This window comes from Streptomyces canus, from assembly GCF_001514145.1.
Taxonomy (GTDB): domain Bacteria; phylum Actinomycetota; class Actinomycetes; order Streptomycetales; family Streptomycetaceae; genus Streptomyces; species Streptomyces canus.
Window position 1 is genome coordinate 32,915 of the sequence record NZ_KQ948683.1, and the last position, 25,662, is coordinate 58,576.

The 25,662-nt window shown below is 69.1% G+C and carries 20 protein-coding genes; 9 read left to right on the forward strand and 11 right to left on the reverse strand.

Features of this window, described 5'->3' with window-relative positions; translation table 11 throughout:
• Positions 1 to 4: 4 nt before the first annotated feature.
• Positions 5 to 1,054 carry a MaoC family dehydratase gene (locus tag AQJ46_RS47585; protein ID WP_208617107.1) on the reverse strand — a complete coding sequence of 350 codons (1,050 nt, stop codon included), beginning with the start codon at positions 1,052 to 1,054 and terminating at the stop codon, positions 5 to 7.
• Entirely contained in the window at positions 1,051 to 1,938 is an 888-nt protein-coding gene (locus AQJ46_RS47590) for an HpcH/HpaI aldolase/citrate lyase family protein (RefSeq protein WP_059211590.1), read from the reverse strand. The genes AQJ46_RS47585 and AQJ46_RS47590 overlap by 4 nt, the downstream gene beginning before the upstream one ends.
• Before the next feature lie 78 nt (positions 1,939 to 2,016).
• Between AQJ46_RS47590 and AQJ46_RS47595 the strand changes: the two genes are divergently transcribed.
• The 3 genes from AQJ46_RS47595 to AQJ46_RS47605 all read left to right on the forward strand — a co-directional run bounded on the left by AQJ46_RS47595 (position 2,017) and on the right by AQJ46_RS47605 (position 5,021).
• On the forward strand, positions 2,017 to 3,174 hold the full coding sequence (locus AQJ46_RS47595) for an acyl-CoA dehydrogenase family protein (protein ID WP_059211591.1): 1,158 nt from the start codon (positions 2,017 to 2,019) through the stop codon (positions 3,172 to 3,174).
• A gap of 79 nt (positions 3,175 to 3,253) precedes the next feature.
• A complete protein-coding gene (locus AQJ46_RS47600; protein ID WP_059211592.1) occupies positions 3,254 to 4,303 on the forward strand; it encodes an LLM class F420-dependent oxidoreductase in 1,050 nt (349 codons plus the stop codon).
• Positions 4,304 to 4,310: 7 nt separating this feature from the next.
• Positions 4,311 to 5,021, forward strand: a complete 711-nt coding sequence (locus tag AQJ46_RS47605; protein WP_079072791.1) for a TetR/AcrR family transcriptional regulator — start codon at positions 4,311 to 4,313, stop codon at positions 5,019 to 5,021.
• 125 nt (positions 5,022 to 5,146) lie between these two features.
• Here the strand turns inward: AQJ46_RS47605 and AQJ46_RS47610 are convergent, their stop codons facing one another.
• From AQJ46_RS47610 to AQJ46_RS47620, 3 genes are all read right to left on the reverse strand, one after another.
• The gene (locus AQJ46_RS47610) at positions 5,147 to 6,184 is read right to left on the reverse strand and encodes a zinc-dependent alcohol dehydrogenase family protein (protein WP_059211594.1); all 1,038 of its coding nucleotides are present in this window, start codon (positions 6,182 to 6,184) and stop codon (positions 5,147 to 5,149) included.
• A 56-nt stretch (positions 6,185 to 6,240) separates the two neighbouring features.
• Positions 6,241 to 7,140, reverse strand: a complete 900-nt coding sequence (locus AQJ46_RS47615; RefSeq protein ID WP_059211595.1) for an alpha/beta fold hydrolase — start codon at positions 7,138 to 7,140, stop codon at positions 6,241 to 6,243.
• Positions 7,141 to 7,201: 61 nt separating this feature from the next.
• Complete coding sequence (locus AQJ46_RS47620; protein WP_208617108.1) at positions 7,202 to 8,155, reverse strand: NADPH:quinone oxidoreductase family protein; 954 nt, start codon at positions 8,153 to 8,155, stop codon at positions 7,202 to 7,204.
• A gap of 285 nt (positions 8,156 to 8,440) precedes the next feature.
• On the opposite strand from AQJ46_RS47620, the gene AQJ46_RS55850 reads away from it, so the two are divergent.
• The 5 genes from AQJ46_RS55850 (at position 8,441) to AQJ46_RS47645 (ending at position 15,361) form a co-directional block, all read left to right on the forward strand.
• Positions 8,441 to 9,436, forward strand: coding sequence for an alcohol dehydrogenase catalytic domain-containing protein (locus tag AQJ46_RS55850; protein WP_159064207.1), 996 nt, complete (start codon positions 8,441 to 8,443; stop codon positions 9,434 to 9,436).
• Complete coding sequence (locus AQJ46_RS47630) at positions 9,361 to 10,038, forward strand: nitroreductase (RefSeq protein ID WP_059211598.1); 678 nt, start codon at positions 9,361 to 9,363, stop codon at positions 10,036 to 10,038. The genes AQJ46_RS55850 and AQJ46_RS47630 overlap by 76 nt, the downstream gene beginning before the upstream one ends.
• A 941-nt stretch (positions 10,039 to 10,979) precedes the next feature.
• A complete protein-coding gene (locus AQJ46_RS47635; RefSeq protein WP_059211599.1) occupies positions 10,980 to 12,521 on the forward strand; it encodes an acyl-CoA synthetase in 1,542 nt (513 codons plus the stop codon).
• Positions 12,522 to 12,574: 53 nt separating this feature from the next.
• Complete coding sequence (locus AQJ46_RS47640) at positions 12,575 to 13,366, forward strand: SDR family NAD(P)-dependent oxidoreductase (RefSeq protein WP_059211600.1); 792 nt, start codon at positions 12,575 to 12,577, stop codon at positions 13,364 to 13,366.
• A 402-nt stretch (positions 13,367 to 13,768) separates the two neighbouring features.
• A complete protein-coding gene (locus AQJ46_RS47645; RefSeq protein WP_059211601.1) occupies positions 13,769 to 15,361 on the forward strand; it encodes an IS1182 family transposase in 1,593 nt (530 codons plus the stop codon).
• 137 nt (positions 15,362 to 15,498) lie between these two features.
• Here AQJ46_RS47645 and AQJ46_RS47650 read toward each other — a convergent pair whose 3' ends face one another.
• The 6 genes from AQJ46_RS47650 to AQJ46_RS47680 all read right to left on the reverse strand — a co-directional run bounded on the left by AQJ46_RS47650 (position 15,499) and on the right by AQJ46_RS47680 (position 23,987).
• Positions 15,499 to 16,272: an SDR family NAD(P)-dependent oxidoreductase gene (locus AQJ46_RS47650; RefSeq protein ID WP_059211602.1), complete on the reverse strand. Its 774-nt coding sequence runs from the start codon at positions 16,270 to 16,272 to the stop codon at positions 15,499 to 15,501.
• Positions 16,269 to 17,546 carry an acyl-CoA dehydrogenase family protein gene (locus AQJ46_RS47655; RefSeq protein WP_059211603.1) on the reverse strand — a complete coding sequence of 426 codons (1,278 nt, stop codon included), beginning with the start codon at positions 17,544 to 17,546 and terminating at the stop codon, positions 16,269 to 16,271. Before AQJ46_RS47655 ends, AQJ46_RS47650 begins: the two co-directional genes overlap by 4 nt.
• Positions 17,546 to 18,658: a phosphotransferase family protein gene (locus tag AQJ46_RS47660; RefSeq protein WP_159064208.1), complete on the reverse strand. Its 1,113-nt coding sequence runs from the start codon at positions 18,656 to 18,658 to the stop codon at positions 17,546 to 17,548. The genes AQJ46_RS47655 and AQJ46_RS47660 overlap by 1 nt, the downstream gene beginning before the upstream one ends.
• Positions 18,659 to 18,904: 246 nt before the next feature.
• Positions 18,905 to 19,540 carry a TetR/AcrR family transcriptional regulator gene (locus tag AQJ46_RS47670; RefSeq protein ID WP_059211606.1) on the reverse strand — a complete coding sequence of 212 codons (636 nt, stop codon included), beginning with the start codon at positions 19,538 to 19,540 and terminating at the stop codon, positions 18,905 to 18,907.
• Positions 19,541 to 20,161: 621 nt separating this feature from the next.
• Positions 20,162 to 22,333, reverse strand: a complete 2,172-nt coding sequence (locus AQJ46_RS47675) for a 3-hydroxyacyl-CoA dehydrogenase NAD-binding domain-containing protein (protein ID WP_059211607.1) — start codon at positions 22,331 to 22,333, stop codon at positions 20,162 to 20,164.
• A 424-nt stretch (positions 22,334 to 22,757) separates the two neighbouring features.
• On the reverse strand, positions 22,758 to 23,987 hold the full coding sequence (locus tag AQJ46_RS47680; RefSeq protein WP_059211608.1) for an acetyl-CoA C-acetyltransferase: 1,230 nt from the start codon (positions 23,985 to 23,987) through the stop codon (positions 22,758 to 22,760).
• Positions 23,988 to 24,351: 364 nt separating this feature from the next.
• Between AQJ46_RS47680 and AQJ46_RS47685 the strand changes: the two genes are divergently transcribed.
• A complete protein-coding gene (locus tag AQJ46_RS47685; protein ID WP_059211609.1) occupies positions 24,352 to 25,554 on the forward strand; it encodes a TetR/AcrR family transcriptional regulator in 1,203 nt (400 codons plus the stop codon).
• Positions 25,555 to 25,662: the final 108 nt, after the last annotated feature.

Genomic DNA, 25,662 nt, shown 5'->3' on the forward strand with positions numbered 1-25,662 from the left:
CTTATCAGGCGAGCACGACGGCGTACCTCCAGTCCAGGACGTCGCGCGGCGGTTCGTCGGCGTGGACGGCGCGGACCTTCGACCGCAGATGCACCAGCCCGCCGTGACCGTCCAGCGGGTGTACGCGCTCCACGGCGACGGTGCTGTGCAGGGTGTCGCCCTCGTGGACGGGGCCGAGGTGGTCGCAGCCGTGCCACCCGGCCACGGTGACAATGGACGGGAGAGCCCGGGCCGCCTGGGCGAGGGCCACGCCGATCGTGTGGCCGCCGTAGACCAGCCGCCGGCCGCCCGCCGCGCTCTGATCGTGATGCGCCATGGCCACGTTGAGCGTCAGCCGCGCCAGCTCGGGCGCGCTCGACACGACGTCCCCGCCGCCGACCTCCCAGAGGGTCCCCTCGGCGAGGTCGGTCGGCCGGGGTCCGGCCACCCGTTGCGCGAACCGGTCGAGTCGCCATCCCTCAGCGACGGCGGCGAGCGCGGCACCGCCGGGCGCGGCACCCACCACGTCGAGGTCGGCGGCGTGGCCGGTGTCCGTGTCCGGGTTGCGCAGCGGCAGCATGGCGCAGCGCCAGAAGTCCAGCACCGGGCGGTCGTGCTGATCGGTGGTGGTGATCCTCAGGGCGGCCAGTCCGGTGGGGCGACGCCCCTCGCGCGCCCTGTTCTGGCGCAGCGCGACGACTTCCGTGGTGGTGCGCAGGGTGTCGCCGATGAGGGGGGCACGGCGCAGGACCAGCCCGCGGTAGAAGAGATTGGCCTTCACATGATGGGTGGCCAGCGTGGACTGGCCGATGGCCACGTCCCAGACCAGGGCCGGGTGCGCAAGTGGGGCCCGGCCGGTCACCGCGCGGCTCAGCTCCTCGTCCAGCGGGAGCGCGAGCCGGTCCCCCACGATCGCCTGGTGGGTGGCGGCGTGCCCGGCGGTGAGCGTCATCGCGGGTGCCCCGCCGAAGACCTGACCCACCGCCAGTTCGTCGAAGTACGGCCCCTCGGCCGTACGCTCCGTACGAGCCGTGGATGCCGTGTGCACCGTTTCCACCGTACGTTCCTCGCTCATGCCCGCGAGCCTCCCGCCTTCGCCAGTACGCGTCGCGCCGACAGCGCGACGGCCTCGTCGAGCATCCGGCCGTCCAGAGCGACGGCACCCTTGGCTTGCACCCTGCCCCGCTCCAGCGCGGCCAGCACCGCCCGTGCCCGCTCCACCTCGTCCGCCGTCGGCGTGAACGCCTCGTTCACCGGCTGGATCTGGCCGGGATGGATGACCCACTTGCCGTCGAAGCCGAGCTGCGCGGCGCGCTGCACGTGCTCGGCGAACCGCTCGTCGGCCGCCACCCCGAGATACGGCCCGTCCAGGGCGGCGAGACCCGCGCTGCGGGCTGCCGTCAGGACGCCGTCCTGGGCGCGCAGCCAGGTCTCGGCCGGGACGTCCGCCGCGCGGCCCAGTGAGGCCGCCAGGTCGGCGTAGCCGATGATCAGGGTGGTCAGCCGAGGAGTGGCCGTTACGATCTCCCGCAGGTTGGCCAGGCCGGCCGCCGTCTCGATCAGCGCCTGCACGGTGACGGGCTCGACGCGCCCGGCGGCGGCCTCAACGCCGTCCAGCAGCCGCTCCACAAATGCCAGGTCGCCGGCGGACTCCACCTTGGGCAGCACGATCGACGCCGCGCCCGCCCGGCCCGCGCAGACGATGACATCCTCATGGCACCACGGCGTCCGTGGCGCGTTGACCCGTACGGCGATCCGCGGGCCGATCTCCGCGGACCTGTTCAGCCAGGAGGCGACCAGGTCCCGCGCTCCGGCCTTGCCGGCCGGGGGCACCGAGTCCTCGATGTCGAGCACGATCTCGTCCACTGCGGATGCGGCCGCCTTCGCGATCTTGCGATCGTCCGATCCCGGCACCGACAGACACGACCTGACCGCACCAACCGGGTTGTCCTCAGCCATCCGAACCCCTCTCGTCACTTAATTTAATTTAGACTATAATCGGAGGCCAAGCAGCGGAAGCCGAGCGAGGAGACCCGTATGCCCATCCTGTCCGACGAGGAACAGGCCGTCGTCGACATCGTCCGGGAGTTCGTCGACCGGGACGTACGGCCCGTGGTGCGGGAGCTGGAGCACGCCAACGCGTATCCCGAGAAGCTGATCGAGCAGATGAAGGCACTCGGCGTCTACGGCCTGGCCATCCCCGAGCCGTACGGCGAGGCGCCGGTCTCCACATCCTGCTACGTCGGCGTGACCGAACAGCTGGCCCGGGGCTGGATGAGCCTGGCCGGAGCCATGGGCGGCCACACGGTGGTCGCCAAACTGCTGCTCGCCTTCGGTACCGAGGAGCAGAAGAACCGCTACCTGCCGAGGATGGCGACCGGCGAGGTACGGGCCACGATGGCGCTGACCGAGCCGGGCGGCGGCTCCGACCTGCAGGCGATGGGCACCGGTGCCCGCCGCCTGCCGGACGGCGGGTATGTCGTCAACGGCACCAAGACCTGGATCAGCAACGCCCGCCGTTCGCAGCTCATCGCACTGCTGTGCAAGACCGACCCCGGCGCGTCACCCCGCCACAAGGGCATCAGCGTCCTGCTCGTCGAGCACGGTCCGGGTCTCACCGTCTCGCGGGACCTGCCCAAGCTCGGCTACAAGGGTGTCGAGAGCTGCGAACTCTCCTTCGACGACTATCACGCGCCCGCCGAGGCGCTCCTGGGCGGCGTCGAGGGACACGGCTTCGCCCAGATGATGAAGGGTCTGGAGGTCGGCCGGATCCAGGTGGCCGCCCGGGCGCTCGGCGTCGGGCAGGCGGCCTTCGACGACGCGCTGCGCTACGCCCAGGAGCGCGAGAGTTTCGGCAAGCCGATCTGGAAGCACCAGTCGATCGGCAACTACCTCGCGGACATGGCCACCAAGCTCACCGCGGCCCGCCAACTGGTGCTGCACGCCGCGGAGAAGTACGACTCCGGAGGCCGCTGCGACATGGAGGCTGGCATGGCCAAGCTGTTCGCCTCCGAGACGGCGATGGAGATCGCGCTCAACGCCGTACGGATCCACGGCGGCTACGGCTACTCCACGGAGTACGAAGTCGAGCGCTACTTCCGGGACGCGCCCCTGATGATCGTCGGCGAGGGCACCAACGAGATCCAGCGCAATGTCATCGCCGCCCAGCTGATCAGCCGGGGTGGCCTCGTGTAGGGCCACGCACCAACCGCGGCACCCCGCCACCGCCGTACATCGGCGACGCCCACGTTCGCACAACCGCCCGGAGGACCAAGTGAAACTGTCGATGCTGCTGTCCAGGTACACCGGTGATCCGGTGGAGACGGCCCGGCTGGTCCGGGACCTGGAGTCGGCCGGCCTGGACATGGTGTGGGTCCCGGAGGCCTACGGCTTCGACGCCATGACGCTCGTCGGCTACCTCGCCGCGACGACCGAGCGGATGCAGATCGGGACCGGCATCGTCAACGTCTTCACCCGCACCCCCACCCTGCTGGCCATGAGCGCCGCCTCCGCGGACAGTCTCTCCCGCGGCCGCTTCGCCCTCGGCCTCGGTGCTTCAGGACCGCAGGTCGTCGAGGGCTTCCACGGCGTGCCGTTCGATCAGCCGCTGCGGCGGATCACCGAGACCATCGAGATCTGCCGCAAGGTGTGGCGCCGGGAGGCACCCCTGACGCACGACGGAAAGGTCTACCAACTCCCCCTGCCCGCCGACCGGGGAACAGGGCTCGGCAGGCCACTACGGCTGATCAACCACCCGTACCGCAACAACATCCCCGTCTACTGTGCGTCGCTGATGGAGCGCTCGCTGCGCGCGACGGCCGAACTGGCGGACGGCTGGCTGCCCTTGTTCTTCATGCCGGACAGGGCGAAGGAGGTCTTCGGACCCGCACTCGCCGCGGGGACCGCGCGCCGCTCACCCGACCTGGCACCGCTGGACATCGTCGCCGGCGGCCCGGTCGCCGTCGGCGAGAACCTCCCGGTCGACGATCTGCTCGACCGGGAACGGCCGACAGCCGCCCGGTACATCGGCGGTATGGGCGCCCGGGGCAAGAACTTCTACAACGACCTGGCCTGCCGGTACGGCTTCGAGGCCGAGGCCAAGGTCATCCAGGACCTCTACCTGGACGGCAAGCAGCGGGAGGCCGAGGCCGCAGTCCCCCGGGAGTGGCTGGTCCGTACCACGCTGATCGGGCCGCCCGGTCATGTCGCGGAACGGATCCACGCCTACCGGGAAGCTGGCGTGACCACTCTCAGCCTGGACCCGGTCGGGCCGGACCCGGCCGGCACGGTCGAGGCGGTACGGAGCCTGGTGGACCACCTATAATTGATCCGTGTCTAGAAAATCCGCGGGCAAGCCGCCGACCGAGACCTCCGACTCCAAGTCGGTGCGTACCCGCGAACGCATCCTGGACGCGGCGGCCCATGTCCTCAGCCGCAAGGGCTATGCAGGAACACGGCTGAGCGATGTGGCCGACCAGGCACAGATCCAGGCTCCCGCCATCTACTACTACTTCTCGTCCAGGGAAGTGCTGATCGAAGAGGTCATGTGGGTGGGCGTGGCCCGCCTGCGGGAACATGTCGCGGAAGCGCTCGACGCGCTTTTGGCGGACACCACCCCCATGGAACGCATCGACGCGGCCGTCGAGGAACACCTGCGCTATCAGCTGGCGATCTCGGACTTCGCCACCGCCGCGATCCGTAACGCGGGCCAAGTCCCCGAGGACATCCGCACCCGGCAGCTCGCCGAGGAGGCCAAGTACGGGGACATCTGGCGCGCACTCATCCAGGACGCCCAGAAGGCGGGCGAGCTCCGTGCCGACCTCGAACCCCGGGTCGCCCGCATGCTGATCCTGGGCGCCCTGAACTGGACGACCGAATGGTGGAATCCCCGCCAGGGCTCGCTCGACGTCGTGGTACGCACCGCGCGGTCCCTGGTGCGTCACGGCCTGGGCGCGCCGGCCGTACAGGAAGAGGGCGCTACCCCGCCGTCAGGGACGTCCCGGACCCGGCGCACGGCCGCCACGACAGGCCGAACGGCCTGAGAGGCGCTTGCGGGCAGGGCTTCCGCCCAAACCGCCGGCGTGCCGATCAAACGGACCTGAACGGATCGGACTCGCAAACCCGGAGGTCACAGGTAGAAGCATCGCTCGAGCAACGAGCCCAGCGCTCATTCGGGCAGTTCGATGACGAGCTTGCCGAAGTGCGACCCGTTCGCGAGGGTGGTCAGTGCGTCGCCCACCGATTCCAAGCCGGAGAACACGTGGTCGACCACGGGGGTCACCTGGTGCCGCCCGACCGCGCGAGCCATGTCCTCGAACAGTTCGCGCGGACCGACTGCCACGCCTCGCATGGTGACGGCACGCATGAACACCGGCGGCAGCGAAAGGTTCTCGACGACGGCGCCCGTGACCGAGCCGACCATCGCGACGGTTCCACCTCGGCGCACCGCGCGCAGCGACTCCGGCAGAGTGGCGCCTCCCCCGAGTTCGACGACGAGGTCCGCACCGGTACCGTCGAAGATCGTCCTCGCCGTTCGTCCCCATTTCGCGTCGTCGCGGTAGTTGATCAGATGGTCGGCGCCCATCTCGGAAGCGCGTGCCAGTTTCGCGTCGTCCTTGGACGTGATCGCGACCTCGGCGCCCGCGAGCTTGGCGAACCGCAGAGCGAACAGCGCCACTCCCCCGGTCCCGAGGATGAGTACGCGCCCGCCCGGCCGCAACGGCTCCGCACCGCCGAAGAGCGCGTTCCACGCTGTGACACCGGCACACGGCAAGGTCGCGGCCTCGACGGCGGACAGGTGCGCGGGAACTTCCACCAGGTCGCGCTCGTCGAAGACGACGTGCTCGGCCAGCACGCCGGGTGTCTCACCCCCGCGGGCGCCGCCGGATTCCGGTGCACGGCCGGCGATCCAGCCCGGCGCGTGGATCGGCATGACGCGGGTGCCCACCGGAAACTTCGTGGCCCCGGCGCCTGACTCGACGATGGTTCCCGCCGAGTCGGACATCGGAACCAGCGGCAAGGCCATCCTCGGGTTGTACTGTCCCGCCACGACCAGAAGATCCCTGTAGTTCAAGGACACCGCCTGGTTCCGCACGAGGACTTCACCCGGCCCCGGACCGGGCCTGTCGACACGCGTGACGGCGAGGTTCTCCACGCCCCACTTGGCGAGTTCGACACGACGCGTCTGCTGGACATCAGTGCTCATTGATCATCTCCGAACAAGAACGAGTGGTTGGTGGCATGCGACTCGCACTCGATGCGTCATGGCCGCGCAGCGGCCCGGATCGCAGCCGCGACCGGCGCCGGAGCCTCGGCCTGGGGGAAGTGCCCCGCCCGGTCGAGCGCGGTCACTGTCGCGTTCGGCAGCAACTCGGTCGCGCGTTCGAGCACGTGGCTGCCGGACACCGGGTCCCGCAGACCCCACACCAGGCTGAGGGGGCCGTTCCACGACTGCAGCGCGGTTTCCCAGCGCTCGTGGTGAACATCCCGTTCCGCGTTGTAGCGGATGAGCAGGTGCGCCAGCTTGTGCCCCTCATCGCGGGACATACCGGCCCACAGGTTGTCGAACTCCACGTCGGTCACCTTGGCGACACCACGAAGGCCATCGAGTACCGCCCGCATCCACGGGCTCGTGATGCCGCTCGCGACTCGCTCCCCGTGCTCGGGATCAGCCAGTTTCTCCTGCAGCGCCATGGGGCGGTACTCGCTGTAGACGATGGCGCAGTTCATGAGCGTCGTGCTGCTGGGATCGAATCCGAGAGCCCCGCGGTTATGGCGGTCCAGCAGCTCTTGTCCGACGATCGCGCCGTAATCGTGGCACACCAGGTTGACGCGCTCGAGCCCGAGATGGGACACGAGCTGCTCCACGATGTCGGCGGATTCGGCCACGCTGTATTCGTAGGGGTTGGGCTTGTCCGATGCGCCATAGCCCAGGAAGTCCATGGTGATGACGTCGTGGTCCGCCTCGAGGTCGGCCGCGACCGCCGCGTAGTCGTAGGACCAGGTAGGGAATCCGTGCAGCATCAGCACGCTGTGCCCGTGCCCTCGACGCCGGTAGGCGATGTGGTGACCAGCGGTCGTCACGAGCGTCTCACAGTCCGCGATCCACTTCGCGCCGGCATCGTCGGCCGAATGCGGGTACGAATCTTGCGTCTCTGCCATGAACTGCCTTTCTTTCCTTGTCAGTTGCTGGTTGGCGCGAGGTGGGCGAGCGGCCCCGTCATCAGCCGGATCCGATCTGGAGGATCAGCTTCCCGAGCGCGCGGCGATCATCAAGCGCGGCGAGGCCTTCGGCGACGTTCTCCATCGGGTAGGTCTGGCCGATCAACGGAGCGACGACGCCCTCACGAGCCATGTGAGCCAGCGCAGTCCCGATACTGCGGAAGACCTCGGGCCGTGTGTTCACGTAATGCCCCCAGGCGGCACCGATGACGGACACGTTGCGCAGCAGTACACGGTTGAGCGCCAGCGACGGGATGGTGCCATCGGCGAACCCGATGACGATCAGCCGTCCCTGCTGAGCGAGAACGCGCAGGCTTTCGCTGGTGCGCTCACCTCCCACGGGGTCGTAGACGACGTCGACGCCACGTCCACCGGTCGACCGGCGCACCTCCGCGCTCCAGTTTTCTGTCAGCACCACGTCATGAGCACCCGCACGTTGCGCGATCTCGGCCTTTTCCGCGGTCGACACGACCCCGATGACGTGCGCACCCAGGCCGCGGGCAACCTGGACCGCCGCGGTTCCCACGCCGCCGGCCGCGCCGTGCACGAGAACCGTCTCGCCGGCCTCGACCCCGCCGCGAAGGCGCAGTCCGAAGTAGGCGGTCTGGTAGTTCAGGACCAGCCCGGCGCCCTGCCCGTCGCTGAGTTCGTCCGGCAGGAGGAACGTCGATTCCTCCGGCACGAGCAGCCGCTCCCCGAAGGCCCCGAACGTGAAGGCCGCCACCCGATCGCCCGGCTGCAGCGTGCTCCCGGCCGGGGCTCGCAGAACGCGGCCGGCCGCTTCGAGCCCGAGCGTGAACGGCGGGTCGGGCTGAACCTGGTACTTGCCCTGGCTCATGAGCAGGTCGGGGAAGCAGATGCCCGCTGCGGCGACCTCGATCAGCACACCATCGCCGGGCTCAGGCTCGGGAACGTCGGCGACGACGATTCCCGACGGTCGCGCCAGCTCGGTCACTCGTACGGCACGCATCAGCCAACCTCGATTCCCGCGCTTCGCGCACAGAGTTCATCGATCAACTCGGCATATCGGTCCACGATCGACTTGCGTCGCGGGTCCCGGTCCACAGGACGATCCACCAGCGCCCGGACGGAACGCCGCGGCAGTACCGCATCGCGTGTCTCCACAGGCATGCCTCCAACTTCGATCGCATCCTACCCTATTATTCTAATCTAGAATTGATTAAGCTCCCCGGCTAGACATCGACTGAAGATGCTCGTCACAGGAAGGGAGGGAGGGAGAGTGCTCACGCAACAGCTCGGTGAGCTCGTCGACCCGGAGGGCATGCGACTGGTGGAGATCGACGAACCCGACGACGGGCGGATGGTGGCGAATCCGCACGCCGCGGGCGTCAGCCACCCCGACCTGCTCCACACCCGGGGCCTGCGCCAGAACAGGAACAAGGTGCCCTGCATCCCGGGCTCCGAGACTGCGGGCATGGTGCGCCGCGCACCTGCGGGCAGTGGGCCGGCACCGGGGCAGCCGGTCGCGGTGCCGACTCCCAGCGGGGCCTGGCAACAGGTCGTCGCGGTCGACCCCGGCCAGGTGTTCACACCGCCCGGCACCATGCCAACCCTCTCCGCCACCAGGATGCCGGCCAACTACCTCACCGGCCGCTTCGCGTTCACCCGGCGCGCCAGGACCCAGGCGGGCGAGACGGTGCTGGTGCACGGCGCAGCCGGCGGCATCGGCGCCGCCGCGCTGCACCTGCGCCACGCCCTGAGGCTGCTCAGCACCGCGGTGGTCAGCGGACCTCGCAAGACCGAGACCGCACGGACCGCCGACGCCGACATGGTCATGCGGGTGGACGGCCGGCTCGACCGGGTCCGCGAGCATACGGGCGGCCGGGACGTGGATGTCGCGCTCGACCCGGTGGACGGCGACCGGTTCGCCGACTCCCCGCGCGCCCTGGCCCCTGAAGGCGGTGAACGTGCGACAAGGGTGATCAGCGGGGGCGGGCTGCGTCGCAGCTCCACCCTTGCCACCTTCGAGTACTCGCCCTACAGTCGGGATGCCCCACCGCGTTTTTACTCTGAAATAAAATCTCACCATCCTGTTGTGGCGCGTCCGGAGTTCACCCGACATCGATCGCCGATCGAGCTCGCGGATGGCGAGGCGCTCACCTTTCGCGCTTCAGCGTGCCCTTCACAACAAGGGGAATCATGCAGTTCGACGAAGTCATCCTCGGTCGCCGTAGCACTCGGGGATACAAACCTGATCCCGTTCCTCGGGCGCTGATCGAAGAGATCATCGCCCTGGCCATGCGGGCACCGTCGTCCTTCAACTCGCAGCCCTACAACTTCTACGTGATTTCGGGCGAACCGCTCGAACGTATTCGGGCGGGCAACATCGAGCGCACCCTGGCCGGTGTTCCGGATTCGCGTGAGTTCCGCACCGCACCTGCCTATACCGGTCCACACCGTGACCGACAGATCGGCGTCGCCAAGCAGTTGTTCTCCGCGATGGGTATCGTCCGCGACGACAAGCGGATGCGCGAGGACTGGCTTATGCGCGGATTCCGGCAATTCGATGCGCCGGTCTGCGTGATCGTCACCTATGACCGTGTCATGGACAGCACCGATGACACCCCCTTCGACTGCGGCGCGGTTTCGACAGTACTGGTCAACGCAGCCTGGTCCCGCGGCCTCGGAACGGTGATCAACAGCCAAGGCATCATGCAGTCGCCGGTGGTCCGCGAACACGCCGCGATCCACGATGACCAGGTGATCCTGAAGGCGATCGCTCTGGGCTGGCCCGACGAGAGCTTTCCAGCCAATGCGGTGGTCTCGGAACGCAGATCGGTAGCAGAAGCGACCACGTTCGTCGGATTCGACGACTGAAGGTGCAGGAGGTTTATCGAAGTAGCGTTTCCGCGAGTCTGCCGAGCAGGTCCTCCAGGCCGACCGAGATCCGCACGACATCGTCCGTGATACCCACTGCCGCACGACCTTGCGGCATCGTGACCCCGTCGTCCTGACCGCTTGGAGGCGCGCGAAGCCGTCATGACTCACGACGACGTCCGCGACGTGGAGGCCCGGGTGGCCGTAGAGCCGCTGAAGGCGCCAGTCTCCGCATCAAGGGCGCTCTGCGACCGGGACCGGGACCGGATCAACGCTCGCACGAGCACCGTAAAGAAGCTGTTCCTTCGCAAGGTCGTTTCACACCTACAGCCTCAGCAACGTGCTGTTGCTCGCCCCGGCAGGCCAAGCGGTGACAGGTCCGCAAAGGCGAACAGGGCATCAAGATCGTCGGGTGCTCAACAAAAGAAGATCGCGGCCGAAGTGGGTCAGTTTTGGCCGATGTCGAACAACGTCAGGATCGGGAACCGGCGCACGATGCGTTCTTTGTCGCCACCGTTGTCGTCCACGGCGTAGATCTGACGTGCGTGCCTAGGTCGCGAGCGATGACCTGCCCCTGTCGGCCTGGTCGACGCCGTGGCGGATCCGGGGCTCGCGCTTCTCACGCACGCTGTCGACGGCGCGACGCGCCTCACAGCCGGGCCCCCACCGGCGTTGCCGTCCTCACGACGAGTTCTCCGGTGTGGAAGTTCGGCTTCGCCGGAACCCGCTGCACCTCGCCTCGAACACGGCGCCCTGACCCTGTACTTCCACAGCCACCGCGCCCACGCCGATGGGCCCCTGCAGCACGATCCGGGCACCGGCAACCCCCTGCACACCGTCGGCGGCGGCGATGGCATTCGAATCCCGTTGTCCGACTTGGACAGCAAAAGGCCCGCGGCGCAATGAGGCGACGCGGGAAACGCCAGAGGAAGGCGAGAACTATGGCCACGATCGTCTCCGGAGACCGTCGGCTCGACGCGGCGGACCTCCAGCTCAGGATCGGGCGGGCAGCCACAGGGTTCGCGGCTCTCGGCCTGGGACCGGGTTCCAGTGTCGCGTTCTGCCTGCGCAACGACATCGAGTTCTACGAGGTGAGCCTGGGCGCGGGCGTGCTCGGCGCCTACGCCGTCCCGATCAACTGGCACTTCTCGCCGGAGGAGATGCGGTACATCCTCGAGGACAGTCAGGCCAGGGTGCTCGTCATCCATGCCGACCTCCTGCCGAGGCTGCGAAGTGGCATTCCGGACGGTGTCCAGGTTCTGGTGGTCCCGACCCCCGCCGCCCTGCGAACGGCATACGGCATCGAGGAGGCCGCCGGCGCCGTCGCGCCAGGAGAGACCTGCTGGCACGACTGGGTCGACGGCTTCGCGCCCCGCAGTGAGCCGCCCAAGGAGACGCCGATGGCCGTCTTCTACACGTCGGGCACGACGGGACGTCCCAAGGGGGTGCGCCGGCCGGCCTTCACACCGGTGCAGCAGGCCGCGGTCGTACGCATGGTGTCCCTCAGCTTCGGCCTGACGATCGTCGACGATCCGGGCGAGATCGTGACCGCCGTGGCCGGGCCGACCTATCACGGCGCCCCGAACATGCACGCGTTCTTCTCGTTCCGGGCAGGGGCGAACATCGTCATCCTTCCGCGGTTCGACGGCGAGGAACTGCTGCGAGCCATCCAGGACGAGCGGATCACCCACCTCCACCTCGTTCCGGTCATGTTCAACCGGCTGCTCAAGCTTGCGCCGGAGGTGCGTGCGCGCTACGACCTCTCCTCGCTGCGGTTCGTGACCCATGCCGCCGCACCGTGCGCACCCGACGTGAAGCGAGCCATGATCGACTGGTGGGGACCCATCATCCACGAGTACTACGGCTCGACCGAGGGCGGGAACGTGACGTTCTGCGACTCGGCGGAGTCGCTGGCGCACCCCGGCACGGTGGGGCGAGCCGTCGACGGTGCCGAGATCCGCATCCTCGGCGAGGCGGGCCAAGAGCTCGGTCCGGGCGAGGTCGGCGAGATCGCCGTCCGCTACGCCGGTGTCGGTGATTTCAGCTACCACAACGCCGACGCCAAGCGCCGCGAGGTCGACCGCGACGGGCTCGTCACGGTCGGCGACGTCGGCTATCTCGACGAGGACGGGTACCTCTACATCTGCGACCGCAAGATCGACATGGTCATCTCCGGCGGGGTGAACATCTATCCGGCCGAGATCGAAGCGGTCTTGTGCGACATGCCCGGGATCGCCGACAGCGCCGTGTTCGGTATCCCCGACGAGGAGTTCGGCGAGTCGGTGTGCGCGGTGATCCAAGCCGAACCGGGCTGCGCCCCGACCGCGGAGCAGGTGCGGGCGTTCCTGCGCGAGCGGATCGCCGGCTACAAGGTGCCGCGCCGCATCGAGTTCGCTGAGACGCTCCCCCGGGAGGATTCCGGGAAGATCTTTAAACGCAAACTGCGCGCGCCCTACTGGGAGCAGGCCGGCCGCGCGATCTGAGCGGCGAAGACGATTGCGATCACACTAATCCGATCACAGTAAGGAGCCCGGGCATGGCAACACGCTCGTACTCGGCGGGACAGGCGCCGCGGTCCATCGCCGGGGCGGCGCTGCTGATCACCGGCGCGGGAAGCGGCATAGGTGCCGCCGCGGCCCGACTGTTCGCGTCGGAGGGTGCCTGGGTAGCGGTCACGGACCAGGACGCGGCAGCCGCGGAGGCGGTCGCGTCCGGCATCGCGGCCCAGGACGGGCGCGGGCGGGCCTGGCGGCTGGACGTCGCGGACGGCACCGAGATCGAGCGCGTGGTCGGCGAGGCCGCCACCGAGTTCGACGGGCTCGACTGCCTCATCAACAACGCCGGCTTCGCCCCGCAGGCCGCGATCGGCGACGCCGGCTACGAAGACGTCTGGCAGCGTGCCCTCGACGTCATGCTGACGGCGGTTCCGCGCACCGTCCGCGCCGCCCTGCCCTGGCTGCTTCGCTCACCGTTCCCCCGGATCCTCAACGTGGCCTCGACCGAGGCCTGCGCCGCCACGGCGGGCCTCACGCCCTATGCCGCGGCAAAGGCCGGTGTCACCGGCCTCACCCGCGCTCTCGCCGTCGAACTGGGCCCGGAAGGCGTGACCTGCAACTGTCTGCTTCCCGGGCCCGTCGAGACCGGGCTGACCGCCGGCATCCCCGACCAGCACAAGCAGGCGTTCGCGCGCAGACGCACCGCGCTGCGGCGCTACGGCCGGCCCGAGGAGATCGCGCACATCATGCTCGATCTGTGCCTGCCCAGCGCCTCCTACCTCACGGGCGCCACCGTCCCGGTCGACGGAGGCCTGCTCATCCGCAACGGGTGAGCAGGCCCTGACGCTGTCGGGGATCTTGGAGATTGGCAGGTCGGGTGCATGGGTGGCCGTCGGGTCCCGTCTTCCCTCACAAAGCCATTTCTGCAGCTCAACGCGGTGTTGTGGTCTCCGTGACCCCGTGATCACGCCCCCTGTAACGGTTTCGCGAACGCCAGAACTGTGCCCTGCGATGTTGCAGTGGCGGGTGGTACTTACGTCAACCCGCACCAGGGTGTAGCCCTTGCGGTGTCAGTTCGAGCGAACTGTGCTCTTCGTTGTGGGTGCTGCTGCGACGGTGAGTCTCCGTCCCACCGGAGGAGACCGAGTTGTGCATTCAGCCCCGTTCCGGCTCGGAGGTGCCGGAGCTGACCGCGAAGGTCGCCCGCGCCAGTCAACCCCCACGGCACCACCGCCATGGCCATCCGCGACCATCTCGACGGTCTTTGGCGGGACGAGGACTTCGTCGAGTGGTACCCGCGGGACGGCAAGCCAGGGCTCTCACCGGCCCAGCTGGCGACCGTGTCGGTCCTCCAGTTCCTTCTGGAGCTCTCCGACCGCCAGGCCGCCGAGGCCGTCCGCTGCCGGATCGACTTCAAATACGCCTTGGGCATGGAACTGGACGACCCCGGCTTCCACCACAGCGTCCTGACCGACTTCCGTGAGCGCCTGGCCGAGGACGGCAGGGCGGACAAGCTGCTCGACCTCGTACTGGAACAGATCAAAGTCGCCGGACTGGTCAGGGAACGAGGACGGCAGCGGACCGACTCCACCCACATCCTGAGTGCGGTCCGGGACCTGACACGCCTTGAGATGGTCACCGAGGCCATGCGAGCTGCCCTGGAGGAAATCGCACGTCAGGCACCGCAGGAGCTGGTCGGGCTGGTCACGGACGAATGGGGCGAACGCTACGGACGGGCGTCCCGGCTGGGCCGGACCCCGACCCGGCCGAAGACCCGCATCAAGAACACCGGGGACGACGTCTACCTCTTGCTGCGCTACGTCCGCACCTACCTTCGCGCACTGTGGCAGGGGCCGCAGGTCCAGGCACTACGGCAGATCTTTCTCCAGAATTACTGGGTCGACGACCGAGCACGAGTCCAGCGGCGCGAACCTGATGAGGCCGGACTACCGCCCTCGTCCACCGCGATCGTCTCGCCCTACGACCTGACCGCCCGGTACTCCCGCCGGAACGACACCCGCTGGAAGAAGTTCCTGGCCCACGTCACGGAGACCTGCGACGACGACACGGTGAACATCATCACGGACGTGACCACCACCCCGGCCACGCTCTACGACATCAGGGCCCTGCCGGCCATCCACGACCGGCTGGCCCAGCGAGACCTTCTGCCCGACGAGCATCTGGTCGACGGCGGCTACACCTCGATCGTCCAGCAGGACCAATCCGCTCGCGAGCACGGGATCACGCTGGTGGGACCGGTCCGGAAGAAGCGCATCCGCCAGTCACGCCAGGGCAACGTGTTCGACCGCGACGCCTTCACCATCGACTGGGAACGACGGCAGGTCGTCTGCCCGCAGGGCAAACCGAGCCGGGAATGGTCGACGCCTCTGTCGATCACCCCCTACACGCGGGTCAGGTTTGCCAAGGAGGACTGCGGCCAGTGCCCGGTCAAGTCCAGCTCCACCCGCGGCGACCGACGGCAGCTGAACTTCCTGCCCCAGCAGCTCTACGAACGGCAGGCTGCCGCCCGAGCCGCCCAGCAGACCACTCCCTGGAAGGCGAACTACGCGATGCGCGCCGGCATCGAGAGCACCGTCAACGAGTTCGTCAACGGCCACGGCATGCGACAAACCCGCTACCGGAGTCAGACCAAGACCCACGTCCAGCACGTCCTCACCGCCATCGCCGTCAACATCGAACGCGTCAACGCGGAACTCGCTACACCAACGGCTGAACGCCGACCTCGGACACCCACGGCCCTCCAGAACTTCCTGGACTGGCAACAGATCCCACGGCCGACCGCATGGCGCACCGCAGGGAAATCCTGACCTCCAAGATCCCCGACAGCGTCACCTACTGGTGATGAGCGGCTTCGACAGGCTGCGGCAGCCGGCCGGCCGGCCGGGCCAGCCATCTCGGGACCGGAGTCATCGGCGCAGGTGGCACCAGTGGCGCGTCCCGCGGGTCAGGCGTGCGACGACGTCATCCCGCCGTCGACCGTGATCGTCGCGCCGGTGGTGTAGCTCGACGCGTCGCCGGCCAGGTACAGCGCCGCTCCGGTGATCTCGGCCGGGGTGCCGATCCGCCCCAGCGGGAACTCCCGGCGGGCGAACTGCTCGAACGCCTCGAGGTCCCACGCCTTGGTGACGTCGGTCCGGAAAGCACCCGGCATGATGGTGTTGACCCGGACGGTCGGCCCGAAAGCGCGGGCCATGCCACCGGTGAGGACGTTCAGCCCGGCCTTCGCGGCCGCGTAGGGGAGTTCCCGTGGCGACGGTGACACGGCGCCCGCGCTGCTGATGTTGATGATGGACCCGCCGCTGCCCTGGGCCATCCGGGTGCCGACCAGGGCGGCCAACCGGAACGGGCCTTTCAGGTTCACCGCGATCACCTTGTCGAACAGTTCCTCGGTCACCTCGTCGAGCGAGGCGTACAACGGGGATACGCCGGCGTTGTTCACAAGGACGTCGATCCGGCCGAACCGCTCGTACACGGTGTCCACCAGCTCCGTACAGTCGGCCCAGCGCCCGACGTGGCAGCCCAGGCCGACAGCCTGCTGCCCGGTGTCCCGGGTGATCTGCTCGGCCAGTTCACGGCAGGCGTCCGCCTTGCGGCTGACCACGACGACGGTCGCGCCGTGCTCGGCGTAGGCCAGGCAGATCTCCCGGCCCAGCCCGCGGCTCCCGCCGGTGACGACGGCGATCCTGCCGCTCAGGTCGAACAGGTTCGTTGTCGTCATCGCCGGCTGTCCGGGTACTTGGCGAGTGCGGCTTGGCGCAGCCGGGGCAGGTGCGCGCTGGGAAACAGGTCCGGGGCGGGCTGGTAGTCCCGCAGGATCCGCTTGGCCAGTGTCGCCTCGTGCACCTCCGTCGGGCCATCCGCCAGTGCGAGCCACTCGGCTTCCATCAGCAGAGCGCCCAGGGGCAGCTCGGGGGTCACCCCCAGCGACCCGTGCAGGTGCAGGCTGCGGCGCGCGACGCGGTGGAGCATCTCCGGCATCGCCGCCTTGACCGCCGCGATGTCGCCCCGGACCTTGGCGTAGTCGTTGTGCTTGTCGATCAGCCATGCGGTGCGCAGCACCAGCAGCCGGAACTGCTCGATGTCCAGCCAGCTCTGCGCGATGCGTTCCTTCGTGGTCGACAGGTCGGCGAGCGTGCCGCCGGGAAGCAGGCGGGACAGCGCGCGCTCGCACATCAAGTCGAACGCCTTGCGTGCGGAGCCGATGGCACGCATCGCATGGTGGACGCGGCCACCGCCGAGCCGGACCTGCGCGACCTCGAATCCGCCGCCTTCCGGGCCGAGCATGGCCTGAGCCGGGAGCCGGACGTCGTCGTAGCGGACATACGCGTGCGCCGCGATCGCCGGATCCTCGCCGAACACGCCGACGTTGCGGACGATCTCCACACCGGGTGTCCCGGCGGGGACGAGGAACATCGAGGCCCCGCGGTGGATCGGCACGGACGGATCGGTGACGACCATGACGATGGTGAAGGCGGCGAACCGCGCGTTCGAGGCGAACCACTTCTCGCCGTTGAGGACCCAGTCCGTGCCGTCGCGTTCCGCGCGGCAGGTGAACATCCGCGGCTCGGCGCCGGCCTGGGGCTCGGTCATCGCATAGCAGGAGACGGTCTCTCCGTCCAGCAGCGGCTGCAGATGCCGCGCCCGCTGCTCGTCGGTCCCGTAGTGGGCGAGGATCTCGGCGTTACCGGAGTCGGGCGCCTGGCAGCCGAAGACGGTGGGCGCCCAGGCCGAGCGTCCGAGGATCTCGTTGAGGAGCGCGAGCTTGACCTGGCCGTAGCCTCCGCCGCCCAGCTCGCGCGGCAGGTGACATGCCCACAGCCCCTTCTCCCGCACCTGCCGCTTCAGTGGACGCACGGCGCGCACGGCTTCCTCGTCGGACCGGTCATAGGGGTTGGCGAAGACGTGGTCGAGCGGCTCGACCTCTTCGCGCACGAACTCCTCCGCCCAGTCGAGGAGCTTCTGGTACTGCGGATCGGTCTCGAAGCTGACCATCACAAGCCTTTCGTCATGTCGATCACGTCCTCGGCCAGAGCCAGCAGACGCAAGGTCACAGCCCGGAACGTCTTCCCCAGCTCGGCCGGTGCGTGACCCAGCACCGCACGCCCGACCGTCTCCTCGAGGATCGCGGTCAGCCGTAGGCACGCGAGCACGCGGAACCAGGACAGGTCCGCCTCGGCGGTGTCGCCGGTGAGCTGCTGGTATCGCTGGATCACCTCGTCCGGCCCCGGCATGCCGGGCAGGTCGGGCAGCCCGGGAATCGGCGGAAAACCGAGCACGGCCAGGAAATGGCCCAGATCGAGCCGAGGGTCGCCGATCGATACGAGTTCCCAGTCGACGACGGCCACGATCTGCGGGCGGGCCTGGTCGACGAGCACGTTCGCGAAATGGAAGTCACCGTGCACGAGCCCGGTCCGCATCCGCGCCGGGCGGTGCGCGCCGAGCCACTGCCCGAGTGCCTCAAGACGTGCCTGCGGCAGCGGCCGGTAGCCAGGGATCTCCGCCGTGACCGCCAGTCGCCGCAGCCACCGGGGGGCCTGCCGTTCGAGCCAGCCCTCCGGCCTACCGAGGTCGCGCAGGAGCGGGTGCGACACGTCGACATCCCGGAGCGCGACGAGCGTGTCCACCATGGCGAAGCCGAGATCACGCTGCAGCGCCGCGTCGCGGACGAAGGGCTCCGGCAACGCGGTCGCCGGATTGACGCCCGGTACCGGCTCCATCAGATAGAACGCGGCCCCGAGCACCGACTCGTCCGCGCACGCGGCCACCAGCCGGGGATGTGGCACATCCGTGTGCTCGAGCGCGTCGAGCACCGCCGCCTCGCGGAGCATCGTCGCGGAGCCGTCGGTACGTCCGGACACCGGTGGCCGCCGCAGCACGTACCGCTCCCGACCTCGCCGGAACTCGGCCACGACGTTCTGCGTGCCACCACCGAGCAGGCGGACCTCCGCCACAGGACCTGCGCCGATCCGCCGCTCGTCCATCCATCGAGCCAGCCGCGGGGCGTCGATCCCGTGCACCTGCGGCGCATCAGATACCTCGTTATAATGCACGTGCATTACAATGGCACTGGCGCGCCGGCAATGCAACTGGTGGGCAGTGTCCACGTTGCTGGTTCAGCGGCTTGCGGCCCGGCGCCCGCTCAGCACGCGCCCGGCCTCCCGGACCGCCACCCGCGGACGGAAAAGGACGGTGACCGCCCTGACGACCGAGGGCCGTGGCCGGGTGGACGGGCATCCCTGGGTCGTGGAGGTCGTCATGACCACCTCCACGACGATCCTGCCGAAGGCGCCCGCCATTCGGCCGGCGCCGCTCGCGAGGGCCGACGCCGCGGGATATTCAGCGCGGGATACTCAGGCCGATGACCTGGTCCGGGCACGCCGGGCGTCGCGAGCCCGGACCGCGCGTGCCGTCTCCGCCGAGACCGGTGCGGACAGGATCGCGGCGACGACGTCGACCGTGGCGGCCGTGACGACATCCGTGTCGGTGTCGGCCTGCGGTCCGGAGCGTGCGCAGCGGGCCATTTCGACACTGGCATAGAGCGTCGCGGAGAATCGGCGGTGGACGTGGGCAGCTCCGCGAGGCAGCAACGGATCGAGCATGCGCCGCCAGCGTTCCATGCTGTCGTCGATGTCACCGCCGGTGGGCTGGAGTGGCTCGAGCAGCGGCCGGGGCCGGTTGACGAGGTCGGCGAAGATCTGCAGGAAGGCCGGACCGCCGTCCTCGTGCAGGCACGCCGCCAGCGGGACTACGAGGGCCTCGGCGAGCGGCCGTAGTCCGGGCCGGTCACCGCACGCGTCGAGCCGCTCGTGCCGACGTACCTCGATCCCCGTCCGGTACCTTTCGACGATCGCCCGCAGGAGGCCGTCGCGATCGCCGAAGTGATGTTGCAGCGCGACCGAGTTGCGGGCACCGGCGGCGCGCGTGATCTCGCGCAGGCTGACGTTGTCGATGCCGTGCTCGGCGAACAGCCGGACACCGGCGTCCATCAGACGGTTCCGAGTCGCTTCCGATGACGGCGGCATCCGCGGTGCGCTCTCCTCGTCGGGGACATCCGAACCGGATCCTACAGCGCCGTGCCTCGCGCCCTCACGAGCAGGGATGCCCCAGGCGCGGCCAACAGGGAACGACAGGTGCTACTGACCTGGGACTACAGGGCTTGCCCAAGGTCCGCTTCGTCGTCGGGAGCGCGTAACTCCGCACCGGAACAAGCGCATCGGGTTACCCGCGTGTCCGCGTCGAAGGCGATGGCCGTGACGTCGTCTCTCAGCTGCTCGCCGTGCGGCTGGGCGAGACCGCCCGCCAACGGGCCGGACCAGGCGCGGCGATGACCACAGCCCCTGGCGGCATCACGCGGGACGCCGTCCCAGCAGCCGGCGCCCCCGGCCTCCGGCGAACGGTGACAGTTCCGTGCGCCGCGCATTCCCAGGGGCCTCGGCGTCTCCGTAACCGATCGCCGTATCGCCGTATCGCCGGGCAATGGCGGTCAGGGCCAGGGCCGACGGTGGAAGCAGGGCGGAAACGTGTACGCGGTCCCATCCGGCTTCCACCGTCTTCCGGCACAGAAGCACACCGTTCGCCTGGTCAGAGGGCCTGTTCGTCACATGCGGTCACTGGTACTCCTCCGCGTTCGCGGCCCTTCGGACGAGCGAATCCGGGGGCGTGAACCGCTCACCGTGGCGCTGCGCCAACTCCCCTGCCCTGGCCACGAAGCCGGGCAGGCCGCCCTGGTACTGATTGACGTACTGAATGACCCCGCCGGTCCACACGGGAAAGCCGATGCCGAGGACCGACCCGATGTTGGCGTCGGCGACCGAGCGCACCACGCCCTCGTCGAGGCACCGGACGGCGTCCAGCGCTTCGGCGAAGAGCATGCGCTCCTGTATGTCGATGAGCGGCACATCGGTTCCGGTGCCCCCGAAGGCGCCCTTGAGGCCCGGCCACAGGCCCTGCTTCCTGCCCTCGGCGTATTCGTGGAATCCGGCTCCGGCGGCGCGCCCCTCGCGGCCGAACTCGTCGATCATGCGGTCGAGCACAGCATCGGCCGGGTGCGCGGGCGTGTCGATGCCGGCCGCGCGGTGGGCGGCTGCGGTCTCCTCGCGGATCTTGCGCATCAGAGTCAGCGACAGTTCGTCCATGAGCGCCAGTGGCCCGACCGGGTAGCCCGCCTGCAGGGCTGCCTGCTCGATCGAGGCGGCCGGTATGCCCTCGCCGAGCAGTGCTGCGCCCTCGTTGATGAACTGCCCGATGACGCGGCTGGTGAAGAAGCCCCTGCTGTCGTTGACCACGATGGGGGTCTTGCCGATCTGCCGGGCGACATCGATCGCCTTGGCCAGTGTCGCGTCGCTGGTCTTGTCGCCGACCACGATCTCCAACAGCTTCATCTTGTCGACGGGGGAGAAGAAGTGCAGCCCGATGAAGTTCTCCGGGGCAGCCAGCCCTTCAGCCAGCCCGGTGATGGGAAGGGTGGAAGTATTCGAGGCGAGGAGTGCATCCGGAGCCAGTTGACCCGCTGTTTCCGCCATGACCTTCCTCTTCAGCCCTGGCTCCTCGAACACCGCCTCGATGAGCAGATCCGCGCCGGCGGCGTCGGCCGGATCGGCCGTCGGCGTGATCCGGGCCAGGATCTCCTCCTTCTGCTCCGGCGTGCTCCTGCCCTGCTGAACGGCTTTGTCCAGGATCCTGGCGCTGTACGCCTTGCCGCGTTCCGCCGCCTGCGGTGTCACGTCCTTGAGGACCACCTCCAGGCCGGCCTTGGCACTCACGTAGGCGATCCCGGCGCCCATCATGCCGGCGCCCAGCACGACCACCTTCCGCGCTCGGTGACGCGGGTGGCCCTCCGGCCGGTTGGCCCCCCGGTTGATCGCCTGCATGTCGAAGAACATCGACTTGACGATGTTCTTCGAGATCTGCCCGCAGATCAGGTCCACGCAGTACCGGGATTCGATCGTCAGAGCGTTGTCGAAGTCCACCTGGGCGCCCTCGACCGCGGCGCAGAGCAGGCTGTGCGCCGCGGGAGCGGGCGAGCCGTGGGACTGCTTGCGCAGTACGGCGGGCAGCGACGGCAGGACACCGGCGAGTGCGGGGCTGCCCGGGCTGCCGCCGGGAACACGGTGGCCCGGACGGTCCCACGGCTGCACAGGTTCAGGGTCGGTGGCGATCCATTCCCGGGCGGCCACGGCGAGGCGGTGCGGATCGTCGACCAGTTCGTCGACCAGTCCCCTGGCCAGCGCGTCGGCCGGACGGAACTTCCTGCCGGTCAGCAGGATCTCCTGAAGGGCGGTCACCAGCCCGAACATGCGGACCGTGCGGGTGGTGCCTCCCGCGCCCGGCAGGAGCCCCAGCGAGACTTCGGGGAGCCCGACGCCGACGCCCGGTGCGTCGACGGCGATGCGGCGGTGGCAGGCCAGCGCGATCTCGTATCCGCCGCCGAGTGCCGCACCGTTGATGGCCGCGACGACAGGGCGCCCCAGGGTCTCCAGACGCCGGAGTTGAGCCTTGACGCCGTCCAGCCGGGCGGTGATCTCAGCCGACTGGTCCGGCGTGGCACGGATCATCGAGTGGAGGTCGCCGCCGGCGAAGAAGGTCTTCTTCGCCGAGGTGATGATCACGCCTTTGACCGAGTCCCGTTCGGCGTAGAGGTGATCGATGAGGAACGGGAATTCCAGGTGGAACCGGTCGTTCACGGTATTGGCCGACTGGTCCGGGTCGTCCATGGTGACGGTGACGATGTCGTCCGCGTCTTTTTCCCAGCGGAACATCGGGTGTTCGGGGGTCGTCATCGGTGTCTCCGAGTTGTCAGCCGACCCCGAAAGGGCCGGGCGCTGCTGATCGGGTGCTGCTGACCGGCGCTCTACGGGAGTGGCCGCACGGTCCTTGAGGGTTCGGCTGCCTGCACTCGGCGGGTCTTCGACCCAGCGGCAGGGTTCACCGGACGGTGGACATCCTCGGCAGGTCCCTCACGCTGCTGGCGGTACGGCCGGCGGACCGGCTGCGTGCGCTGCCGCACCGTCACCGCATCGCGGGGCGTACTGCCGCGAGGCCAGGACTGACGCACGCAACGCTTGCGTGCCGGCCCGGGCGCGCGTCACCGGGGCCGCCGGCCCGGTGGCCGACCGGATGCGGACGGGGCATCGGCTGCGTGGCGCGGTCCTGGGATCTTCGCTGCCCGTGGCGCGGGGCCGTGCTCCTGCGGCGGAACCCGCTTCAGACGCGTTCGATGAGAGTGGCCACGCCCATGCCGCCGCCTATGCACAGAGTGATGACCGCGCGGCGGGCCTGGCGACGCTCCAGTTCGTCGACCATGGTGCCGGCCAGCATGGCTCCGGTCGCTCCCAGCGGATGCCCCATGGCGATGGCACCGCCGTTGACATTGACCTTTTCCGCAGGGATCTTGAGGTCTTTCGCGTACTTGAGCGGTACAGCGGCGAAAGCCTCGTTGATCTCGAAGAGGTCGATGTCGTCCACGGTGAGGCCGACGTGGTCGAGCAGTTTGCGGGTGGCGGGGACGGGGCCGGTCAGCATGATCGTGGGGTCGGCTCCCGATGTGGCGGTGGCGACGATACGTGCCCGAGGCGTCAGCCCGTGCTCGGCGCCGATCCGCTCGTCACCGATCAGGACCAGAGCGGCGCCGTCCACGATGCCGGAGGAGTTGCCTGCGTGGTGCACGTGCTCGATCCGCTCAACCCAGTGGTACTGCTGGAGCGCCACGGCGTCGAAGCCGCCCTTCTCGCCCAACTGCGCGAACGAGGGCTTGAGTGCCGCGAGCGAGTCGGCGGTCGTGTCCGGCCGCATGTGCTCGTCGTGGTCGAGGGTGGTGATGCCGTTGCGGTCGCGGACCGGGACGACGGACTTGGTGAAGTACCCGCCTGACCACGCGGCTGCGGCGAGCCGCTGGGACCGTTCGGCGTAGCGGTCCACCGTCTCACGCGTGAAGCCCTCGATGGTGGCGATCAGGTCGGCCGCCACTCCCTGAGGCACGAACGAGGTGACGAGGTTGGTCTCCGGGTCGTTCATCATCGCGCCGCCGTCGGAGCCCAGCGGCACCCGGGACATCGATTCGACGCCTCCGGCGATCACCAGCCGGTCCCAGCCGGAGCGCACCTTCTGCGCGGCGGTGTTGACCGCTTCCAGGCCGGAACCGCAGAAGCGGTTGAGCTGCAGGCCTGCGACGGTGTCCGGAAGCCCGGCCGCCAGGGCGGCGACGCGAGGCAGCACCCCTCCCTGGTCACCGACCGGCGACACGATTCCCAGCACCAGGTCGTCGATCGCGGCGGGGTCGAGGCCGGGGTGGCGGGTGCGCAGTTCGTCGATCAGTCCGACCACCAGGGACACGGGCTTGATCGTGTGCAGGGAGCCGGAGGTCTTGCCCCGGCCGCGCGGGGTGCGGATGGCATCGTAGATGAACGCCTCTGGCACCGTCGGTGAGTTGGGCATCGCCGTGTTTCCTTTCGAACGTGTCCCGCCTCATTCGATCTCGCCGCTGAGTGGTGCTGTGACCTGCGCAGAGACAAAGTCGCGCGAGACGCCGGGGTGCCCCGCCGCCCCACATGACGCTGTCGCTCCGATGTGGCCTCCGGGGCCGGCCGCCGCGGGCGGTGGGCTGCCTCTGTCCCGCAGCGTCCCTCGACACCGAATCGGACGGCCTCCGGTGGGACGGAGGCAAGTTCTCACAAGACCGACAAGGCGGCTTCTGATCGTGCTTGACCCCGAAGGTAGCCTAGTTAATATTCACTAGGCAAGGTGCGGCAGCGTCGGACCCGGTCGGCACCGGCGTCGCAGCGGGATGAGAGGCTGAGGTGTGGCAAGAACGACGACACCGCGCGGTGATCGCACTGGCGGGGCACGCCTGACGGCCGAGCAGCGCAGGCGGCAGCTGGCGGAGGCAGCGGCCCGGCGGTTCCACCGTCACGGCTTCCACGCGGTGGCGCTGGCCGATGTGGCCGCCGATGTCGGTGTCACGGCGCCGGCCGTCTACCGGCACTTCCGCAACAAGAAGGCACTGCTGGCGGGTGCCATCGAAAGCGGGCTCGATCTCGCGGACGCCGACCTGCTTGTCGCCGGGGAGTCGCTGGACCACCTGCTGCTCGCGCTGGCGGGGGCGGCGCTCGACCGCCGTGACATGTGGGTGCTGGTGCAACGGGAGATGCGGCACCTGGACGGCGAGGAGTTCGCGGCGGTCAAGGCCAGGTTCAACGGGTTTGTCGCCCGGTTCTCCGAGCGCCTGCACGCCGCCCGCCCCGATGCGGATCCCGGTCAGCTGGCGCTGCTGGTCACCGCGGTCTTCGCGGTACTGACGAGCCCGTCCATCAGCAGGGTGCGCATGCCGGAGGCGGCGTACCGGCGGCTCCTCACCGCCGCTGCCGCCGCGACGGCCCGGGCCGAGCTGCCGGCACCGGCACCGGCACCGGACAGCCAGGTACCAACCCGGGTGGATCGGCGGAGCGTGCCGGTGTCTCGCAGCGAGGAGTTGCTGGAGACGGCGGTCGAACTGTTCCACGATCGGGGGTACGCGGCCGTGAGCCTGGACGACATCGGCGCGGCAGTCGGAATGGCCGGGCCCAGTATCTACCACCACTTCGAGACGAAGTCCGAGCTGCTCGTCACCGCGGTCACACGGGTGGCGCGCCGGCTCACCGCCGCCCGTCCGTACGACGATGGGGCCGGCGCCCCTGACATTCTCCAAGAACTGGTGCGCAGCTACATCCGCGTCGGCGTGGAGCAGCGGCATCTCTTCGGGGTCTATGTGACCGAGGCGATCAGTCTGCCGCCCGATGCACGCCGCCGCATCGACACGGAGCTGGCCGCGAGCGTCCGGGAGTGGTCCGCGGCGCTGCGCTCGCGCCGGCCGGAGCTCAGCGCGGCTCAGAGCCAGGCACTCGTCTACGCGGCCCGCGCAATCGTCAACGACGTCGTCCGCGTCGGCCAGCTGCACACCCGACCGCGGACGGAGCCCGAACTCCAAGTCCTTCTCGGCACGGTGCTGGACACGGAACTCCCGTGACGAGCCGACCGGTGCGAGGTTCGGTGTCGCCGGTATCGCCGCATGCACCTACGGCGCGGACGGCAGACTGATCAGCCGTCATGACTTCTGGGATCCGGCGACCGTACT

What these genes read in the sequence shown, in the direction of transcription:
- AQJ46_RS47585 (WP_208617107.1), bottom strand. Translation starts at nt 1,054, where the DNA reads ATGAGCGAGGAACGTACGGTGGAAACGGTGCACACGGCATCCACGGCT.
- AQJ46_RS47590 (WP_059211590.1), bottom strand. Translation starts at nt 1,938, where the DNA reads ATGGCTGAGGACAACCCGGTTGGTGCGGTCAGGTCGTGTCTGTCGGTG.
- AQJ46_RS47595 (WP_059211591.1), top strand. Translation starts at nt 2,017, where the DNA reads ATGCCCATCCTGTCCGACGAGGAACAGGCCGTCGTCGACATCGTCCGG.
- AQJ46_RS47610 (WP_059211594.1), bottom strand. Translation starts at nt 6,184, where the DNA reads ATGAGCACTGATGTCCAGCAGACGCGTCGTGTCGAACTCGCCAAGTGG.
- AQJ46_RS47615 (WP_059211595.1), bottom strand. Translation starts at nt 7,140, where the DNA reads ATGGCAGAGACGCAAGATTCGTACCCGCATTCGGCCGACGATGCCGGC.
- AQJ46_RS47630 (WP_059211598.1), top strand. Translation starts at nt 9,361, where the DNA reads ATGCAGTTCGACGAAGTCATCCTCGGTCGCCGTAGCACTCGGGGATAC.
- AQJ46_RS47635 (WP_059211599.1), top strand. Translation starts at nt 10,980, where the DNA reads ATGGCCACGATCGTCTCCGGAGACCGTCGGCTCGACGCGGCGGACCTC.
- AQJ46_RS47640 (WP_059211600.1), top strand. Translation starts at nt 12,575, where the DNA reads ATGGCAACACGCTCGTACTCGGCGGGACAGGCGCCGCGGTCCATCGCC.
- AQJ46_RS47645 (WP_059211601.1), top strand. Translation starts at nt 13,769, where the DNA reads ATGGCCATCCGCGACCATCTCGACGGTCTTTGGCGGGACGAGGACTTC.
- AQJ46_RS47650 (WP_059211602.1), bottom strand. Translation starts at nt 16,272, where the DNA reads ATGACGACAACGAACCTGTTCGACCTGAGCGGCAGGATCGCCGTCGTC.
- AQJ46_RS47655 (WP_059211603.1), bottom strand. Translation starts at nt 17,546, where the DNA reads ATGGTCAGCTTCGAGACCGATCCGCAGTACCAGAAGCTCCTCGACTGG.
- AQJ46_RS47670 (WP_059211606.1), bottom strand. Translation starts at nt 19,540, where the DNA reads ATGGACGCCGGTGTCCGGCTGTTCGCCGAGCACGGCATCGACAACGTC.
- AQJ46_RS47675 (WP_059211607.1), bottom strand. Translation starts at nt 22,333, where the DNA reads ATGACGACCCCCGAACACCCGATGTTCCGCTGGGAAAAAGACGCGGAC.
- AQJ46_RS47680 (WP_059211608.1), bottom strand. Translation starts at nt 23,987, where the DNA reads ATGCCCAACTCACCGACGGTGCCAGAGGCGTTCATCTACGATGCCATC.